We start from the raw sequence: 6,181 nt of genomic DNA, 5'->3' as shown, positions 1-6,181 counted from the left end.
GGCCCCATGACCATCGCATGCCTGCTGGCCAACACTCTCACAGCATGCTGCCGCACAAACAAACTACCAGAACCAGAAGGCCTGACCGCCTGATCCTGCGCGCACTACAATCTATTCGGGGCCGAGGGTTGGAAACACTCCTCGGCCTAATTGTTTCAACATACTCGCGTTAAGTTTTAAATCTTGGGGTTTGAATGTAACGGGTATCAATGATAAACAAGTGAATCCAGCCAGTTACGTTGTGATATTGCAAGTCTCTGGGGTTGCGCTGGACCCGCAGGCTTATTGTTGAGTTGGTATGAACATATTCCTGAGCCCAATTCTGGCCGAGGTCTCGTTGCGCAAAGTGATTGCCGCCGTTGCCTTTCCGCCTTTGCTGGCCTCTGCTTTCCAACCTTTTTCAACCATTGACCTGACCTTTTTTCAACGCCTGGTGTTTTGGGTCGGGGTCATGGGACTGGCCCTGATTGTGACAAGGATCGCAAGACACGTGACGCGGACCATTTTTTTGGGCGTTCACGTTTCCAGGCGCGATACCGCGTTGGTTCTGGTCAATATGGCGCTTTTCGTTCCGGCCCTTTGGGTGTTGTCCTACCTTTTGATTACCTTCAACGGGCAACAAGCCCCCGGTTTCCTGTCAGTGGCTCCGTACGGAGCGCTGTTTGTCACCGGTTTAGTGCTGGTACCGGGGCATACACAGAAAGAGACGCCGCCGGAAAAGGCTGAACCCGCGCCGCCGCGGCTGGCAAAGCGTCTGCCGGAAACGTTTAAGGGCCAGATTTATCGCCTGACTGTCCGGGATCATGCCGTTGATGTCGTAACGTCCGAGGGAACATTCACCATCCGGTCGCGCCTGAGCGATGCGGTCGCCGAGATGGAGCCGGTGCCGGGCCATTGTACGCATCGCTCGCACTGGGTGGTGGATGATGCCATTGCCGGGGTTGAGCGGCAGGGCGGCAAGACCTTTGTGCGGCTGAAGAATAACAATCTTGTTCCAGTCAGCCGAAAGTACAAACCGACATTGGAACGGGATGGTTTAATCTGAGCCACCTTACCTGGGCATGGGAATGATCTGTGGATGGGGGCCGGTCAGGATGGCCAGGGCCCCGTCGTGCATCAAAGCGTTCAGCACGTGGTCCGAACTGCGCAGCCCGCCTGTATAGGTGCCGTAGGCGGGCAGGATCAGCCGCGTCTTGTCGACCAGAAAAGCCGGGCGGCTGATCGAGCATCCGCGCGCCCTCAGCCGGGCCTTGGGGTGGTAATGGCCGGACACCTCCGCCTGTGCCTGGGGGTGTGCGATGTGCCGAAACGTCAGCGGGTCGATATTGCATTCAGACAGGTGTGTCCCACCCAGATCAATCGGGCCGGGATCGTGGTTGCCTTCTATCCATATCCAGCGACGACCAGCTTGCAGGGCGGTGACGTCCCGTTTCTCGGCCGTACCCATTGCCATCGAGGCATCCAAATCGTCAAAGCTGTCGCCCAAACAGACTACGGTGCCCGGATTGGTGTGCGTGATGTCGGTGGCCAGGCGGGTCAGGGTCTCCCGGCTGTCGTAGGGCGGCAGGGTCGAGCCTCCGTGCCGGGCGATGCGCTCGGACTTGCCCAGATGCAGGTCAGAAACACAGAGCAACTTCTTCTCGGGCCACCAGAGCGCCCCGGACCCCAGCGCGCTGAGGCATTGCCCGGCAAAAGAAAACGCGATGCTGTTCATGATCCGTTCTTTGCGCGTTTCGAGCCGGGGCGCAAGCGGTATCAGCCGGGTTCCAGCCCCGCAGCCTGCAACAGGCGGGCACTTTCCTCGGCGAGCAGGCGTTCCTCGGCCGCGCCCTTGACCGGAACCTTGCCGACCTCAAGGAACAGCGGTGCCGCAAGGGGTGAGACGCGATCCAGACGCAGCAGATCAATCCTGTCTCCAATGCGTTCAATCATCGCCTCGACTCGCCCGAAGTCCACCAGCCCGCGCATGGCTTCTTCTCGGGTGATCTGCATAAGCAGGTGATCGGGGTCGTATTTCAGCAACGTGTCGTAAAGGATATCCGAGGAAAATGTCGCCTGGCGTCCGCTTTTCCTTTGCCCACCGGTGTTGCGCTCAATCAGACCGGCGATGGTGGCCGAGGTTCGAAAGGTCCGTTTCATCACCGCATTCCCGGCCAGCCAGGTTTCCAGCCCATCACGCAAGGCATCCAGTTGAAACAGGGGGCGTGGATCAGTCACCGCGTCCAACCCCCAGATCAGAGTTGCATAGTCGGTGGCCACGAAACCCAACGGCGCCAGTCCGGTCTCCTCCATGCGTTTGGTCAGCAGCAAACCCAGCGTTTGCTGCGCGTTTCGGCCCGCGAAACCGTAGACACACAGATGCTCGCGCCCGTCATTGGGAAAACTCTCGATCAGCAGGCGGTCGCGTTGGGGCAGGCGGGACATGTTCCGTTGCAGGTCCAGCCAGTCCGCCGTGTGCGCGGGCAATTGCGGCCAGTTGGGTTGCGCGAACATCCGCAGGATACGGTCGCTTAGCTGCGTTGAGGTTGCGAATTTCGTGCCAGAGAAAACAGCCACCTTTGGCTTACGATCCGCGCGGCGGCTGACCTCGACCACCATTTCGCGCAGCCCTTCATAGCGGACGATTTGCCCGCCGATCAGAAACGTGTCTCCGGGGGTCAGAGAGGCAGCGAAGGCTTCTTCCACCTCGCCCAAGGGTTTGCCGCCGCGATTGCGCTTCAGGCGCACCTTAAGCGTGTCGGTATCCTGTATGGTGCCAAGGTTCATGCGGATACGCTGTGCCGCGCGGGGGTCGCGCAACTGCCAGCGACCATCGGCGCGCTGTTGCAACCGTTGCCACCTATCGTAGGCGCGTAGGGCGTAGCCCCCGGTGGCGCAGAACTCCAGACAGGCGTCGAACTCTGCACGACTTAGCTGCGCATAGGGCCCGGCGGCGGTCATTTCGGTGAATAGTGTATCCGCATCGAACGGCCCGGCTGCCGCTGCGATCAGTATATGCTGACACAACACGTCGCGGGGCCCCCGACCGCGCGGTTCTCCGTCAAGTTCGTGCGCCTTGGCAGCCTCGAGCGCAGCGACGCATTCCACCACCTCAAACCGGTTTGCAGGCACCAGTACAGCCTTGGAAGGCGCGTTGTACCGGTGGTTCGCCCGCCCGATCCGCTGCACCAGCCGTTTGACGTTCTTAGGAGCACCGATCTGGATCACCAAATCCACATCGCCCCAGTCGATGCCCAGATCCAGAGAGCCGGTGCAAACGATGGCACGAAGGTCCCCGCGGACCATGGCGGCTTCAACCCGCTCGCGTTGCTGCCGGTCCAGACTGCCGTGATGGATGCCAATGGGCAGGCCGTCTTCGTTGGCGAGCCAGAGGTTGTGAAAAAAAATCTCGGCCTGTGCGCGGGTGTTGTGAAAGATCAGCGTGGTCTTGTGTTGCTTGATCTGGTCCAGAACCGACGGGATCGCGTAAGCTGCACCGCCGCCGGACCAAGGCGGCATTTCCTGCGTTTCCAGCATCCGGATCTCGGGGTCGGGGCCTGGGTCGGCCTTCACGATCTGACACGAGTCAGGGTGCCCGGCCAGAAAGCGCGCGATGGCATCGGGGTCCTCGACCGTGGCTGACAACCCGACCCGGCGCAGGTCGGGGCACAAGGTTTGCAACCGTGCCAAGGCCAGCATCAGTTGATCGCCGCGTTTGCTTTCAGCCAAGGCGTGTATTTCGTCTACGATCACCCGCTGCACACCCGCAAACATCCGTGGTGCGTCCTCATATGAAGTCAGCAGGGCGAGGCTTTCCGGTGTGGTCAGCAGAATATGCGGCGGGTCCACGCGTTGGCGTTTCTTCTGCGTGGCAGAGGTGTCTCCGGTGCGATCTTCGATCCGGATGGGCAGACCGATCTCATCCGCGGGGCCGCGCAGATTGCGGCGGATATCGGCGGCCAGCGCCTTTAAGGGCGATACATAGATCGTGTGCAGGCCCGTGTGATCCTGTTCCGCCAACTCGGCCAGCGTCGGCAGAAACCCCGCCATGGTCTTGCCGCCGCCAGTAGGGGCGATCAGCAAAGTCGCCGGGTTCGAGGCCCGGTCGAACATGTCCTGTTGATGGGGGTGGATCGACCAGCCCTTGGTGGCAAACCAATCGGTGATCCGGGCGGGAATCTGCGTCATGGTCGCATGATTACCTGCCCGGGATCAGAATGGCAGGGGGTCAGTGAATGATCTTTTCTTCCTTGACGAACATGTTGGCCCAGGCGCGATCGATCAGATCGGGGCTCATCTGATAGGGGATACCTTCGAATTCGCAAATCGAGATCATCTGATCGATCAGGAAGATCGGCTGATAGTTCGCGTAGATATTGTTGATGGTCGGGTATTTGACCTTCAACAGATGTACCAGAGCCGCTTCGTCCAATGGCATACCGCGTTTGCGAGCCACCATGGCAAAGATTTTCAGGAAGTTTTCCTGATTCGGCCCGTCGATCTTGATCTTGAAGAAGATCCGGCGCAGGGCCGCTTGGTCGAAAATCTCGTTGGGGTGGAAGTTGGTCGAGAAGATGACCAGCGTGTCGAAGGGCACCTCGAACTTTTCGCCCGATTGCAGGCCGAGAATATCCTTCTTCTCTTCCAAGGGAACAATCCAACGGTTGATCAGCGCCTGCGGTGGTTCCTGCTGACGTCCAAGGTCATCCACGATGAAGATGCCACCGGTCGATTTCAGCTGCAGCGGTGCCTGATAGGTCCGCGCGGTGGGGTTGTAGACCAGGTCCAACATGCTCAGCGACAGTTCACCACCCGTCACAACGGTCGGGCGTTCGCACTGAACATAGCGCGTGTCGAATCTTTTGCGGCGGCGCAGGCTGTTGGGATCATCAGGTTCCTGCTCAACGGCGGTGTGCACGATCGGGTCATATACGGTAATCACCTGACCGGCATACTCGATGGCAAAGGGAACATAGACATTATCCCCCAGCGCATCCTTGATCCCGTTTGAAATCGAGGATTTCCCGTTGCCCGGTGGGCCATACATTAGGATCGAGCGACCGGCGCTGACTGCGGGGCCGAGATGGTCCAGCAGGCTGTCTGGCAGAACCAGATGGCCCATCGCGCCGGTAAGTTGGTCTCGGGTCACCTGAATGTTGCGGATCGACTGGCGTTTGACCTGTTCGCGATAGACATCCAGCGGTACGGGCATCGCGCCGAAATACTCTGACTGGCTCAGCGCATCCAGTGCACGGGCCTTGCCGGCATCGGTCAACTGGTAACCCATCTCGTTCCCGCTGTTGGCGTTCAGCGTCCCGGTTGCCTCGATCAACTTTTGCTCGCGGGCCATGTCGATCAGTTCCTGCGTGACAGAACCCGGCAGACAGACCGCAGCGGCGATTTCGGAGACGGTGTCCACATTCTTGCGGAAGATTGTTTTCAACAAGATGTCGCGCATCATGACGATGGGCAGTCTCATTTCGCCCAAGCCTTTTGGGGCAGGGGGGGCCATTACCGAGGTCGTCTGCATATTCATGAGCGTTGCCCGTCTATCCAGTTTTCGCGCAAAAGGCCCCGAAAAGGGCCGTTAGTGGAAAATCTGGCCCGGCTTTGTGTCAGCACCAAGGCGCGGACAAGGCGGCTTAATGATAGTTTACGAGCCGTAAACAGTGCCGAGAATCAGATAGAGGGCTAGGCTGCCGCCGAGAGAAAGACCCATCGGTATGTGTTTGGCCCTGCTCCAGCTTTTCCAATCGGGCGCGAAACTCCGAAGCCCCGTAGTGCGCGCCAGCCGGTGGGTGGCCAAAGCCGCCACATTCATCGTGGCCAGAATGAAAACCACCAGGAAATAGTCGCCGGGCCAGATAAATGGCGAGGCTGCGGCCAGAAACTTGGCGTCTCCAGCCCCCATTTGGCGCATCACGTTGAACAGGATACCAATGGCTAAAGCCGGAATGACATGCAATAAGTGCCAGACGTAGGGGGGCAGCGAGATCGACACTGGGCCTACGGTAGCCGTTGACCACGTGGTTGACCAAGGTGGCAGAACGAAAAGGCCAACGATAACGAACACCGCCAACAGCGCGTAGACCGCCTGATTTCTGATCTTCATGGCGCGCAAGTCCGTGAAGGTCACGTACAGGCAGATCGGTAGAACAAAGGGCAGAAATAACAGCGCCGCACTCGCGGGAATGTTCATCTA

Annotated in this window: 5 protein-coding genes and 1 pseudogene; 2 read left to right on the top strand and 4 right to left on the bottom strand. The window is 59.3% G+C overall.

Translation table 11 applies throughout. From position 1 onward, the window contains the following. Together ACR1XY_RS13550 and ACR1XY_RS13545 are read left to right on the top strand one after the other, a co-directional pair. Positions 1–93, top strand: a pseudogene (locus ACR1XY_RS13550) (bifunctional methylenetetrahydrofolate dehydrogenase/methenyltetrahydrofolate cyclohydrolase); the annotation flags it as partial. A gap of 205 nt (positions 94–298) precedes the next feature. Then, complete coding sequence (locus ACR1XY_RS13545; protein WP_480593952.1) at positions 299–1,045, top strand: LytTR family DNA-binding domain-containing protein; 747 nt, start codon at positions 299–301, stop codon at positions 1,043–1,045. Positions 1,046–1,051: 6 nt separating this feature from the next. On the opposite strand, the gene pdeM is transcribed toward ACR1XY_RS13545, so the two are convergent. From pdeM to ACR1XY_RS13525, 4 genes are all read right to left on the bottom strand, one after another. Beyond that, positions 1,052–1,714, bottom strand: a complete 663-nt coding sequence (pdeM, locus tag ACR1XY_RS13540) for a ligase-associated DNA damage response endonuclease PdeM (protein WP_480593950.1) — start codon at positions 1,712–1,714, stop codon at positions 1,052–1,054. 41 nt (positions 1,715–1,755) lie between these two features. Then, complete coding sequence (locus ACR1XY_RS13535; protein WP_480593949.1) at positions 1,756–4,167, bottom strand: ligase-associated DNA damage response DEXH box helicase; 2,412 nt, start codon at positions 4,165–4,167, stop codon at positions 1,756–1,758. 40 nt (positions 4,168–4,207) lie between these two features. Further along, on the bottom strand, positions 4,208–5,515 hold the full coding sequence (locus ACR1XY_RS13530) for a P-loop NTPase family protein (protein WP_480593947.1): 1,308 nt from the start codon (positions 5,513–5,515) through the stop codon (positions 4,208–4,210). A gap of 117 nt (positions 5,516–5,632) precedes the next feature. After that, positions 5,633–6,178 carry a prepilin peptidase gene (locus tag ACR1XY_RS13525; protein WP_480593945.1) on the bottom strand — a complete coding sequence of 182 codons (546 nt, stop codon included), beginning with the start codon at positions 6,176–6,178 and terminating at the stop codon, positions 5,633–5,635. Between the last annotated feature and the right edge of the window lie 3 nt (positions 6,179–6,181).

The sequence above is a fragment of the Ruegeria sp. AD11(2025) genome, from assembly GCF_056542405.1.
This window is presented reverse-complemented; position numbering and strand designations above follow the sequence as displayed.

Bases quoted from the DNA above. Each gene is read 5' to 3' on its own strand.
- ACR1XY_RS13545 (WP_480593952.1), top strand. From the start codon at position 299: ATGAACATATTCCTGAGCCCAATTCTGGCCGAGGTCTCGTTGCGCAAA.
- pdeM (WP_480593950.1), bottom strand. From the start codon at position 1,714: ATGAACAGCATCGCGTTTTCTTTTGCCGGGCAATGCCTCAGCGCGCTG.
- ACR1XY_RS13535 (WP_480593949.1), bottom strand. From the start codon at position 4,167: ATGACGCAGATTCCCGCCCGGATCACCGATTGGTTTGCCACCAAGGGC.
- ACR1XY_RS13530 (WP_480593947.1), bottom strand. From the start codon at position 5,515: ATGAATATGCAGACGACCTCGGTAATGGCCCCCCCTGCCCCAAAAGGC.
- ACR1XY_RS13525 (WP_480593945.1), bottom strand. From the start codon at position 6,178: ATGAACATTCCCGCGAGTGCGGCGCTGTTATTTCTGCCCTTTGTTCTA.